The organism is Arthrobacter sp. Y3223164 (genome assembly GCF_059091005.1).
In genome coordinates this window covers 1-474 of sequence record NZ_JBNHGF010000840.1, presented here as the reverse complement: position 1 = coordinate 474, position 474 = coordinate 1, and the positions used below count along the sequence as shown (strand labels likewise).

Below are 474 nucleotides of genomic sequence, written 5' to 3'. Positions count from 1 at the left end.
GCCCCGCGCCCGCGTGTTCCGGGGCCCGCTGGTGGATCCGCTGCGCGACCGCCTGGCCTACCGGACGGCACCGCTGGGACTGATTCGGCGCGAGGCGGTCGGCAGGTTGGGCCTGCGGCTGACCGACGGGCTGCGTACCGGGGAGGACCTGGAATTCGGCCTGCGCCTGTGGTTCTCCGGCGAAAGGATCGCCTACCCGGCCCACGCCCCGGCGTACCTGGTGGGACAGGACGCGGACGAACGCGTCACCGCCGCGGTGCTGCCGCTGCGCGCCCAGTTCCAGGACGTCGAGTCGCTGGTGTCCGGGGACTGGTTCCAGTCGCTGGCGGGTGCCCGGCGCGAGGCCATCGCGGTGAAGCTGCTGCGCGGCCACGTCATCAGCGCGGCGCTGCGCCGCGGTGCGGGTTTCTCCTGGGGAGCCGAGGACCGGGAGGCGATGTCCGCCGTCGTCCGCTTCCTGACCAACGCCGCGCC

The 474-nt window shown here is 74.3% G+C and carries 1 pseudogene; it reads left to right on the top strand.

Annotation, left to right across the window (positions count from 1 at the left end):
- A pseudogene (locus tag AC5RUJ_RS18310) lies at positions 1 to 474 on the top strand (glycosyltransferase family 2 protein); the annotation flags it as partial.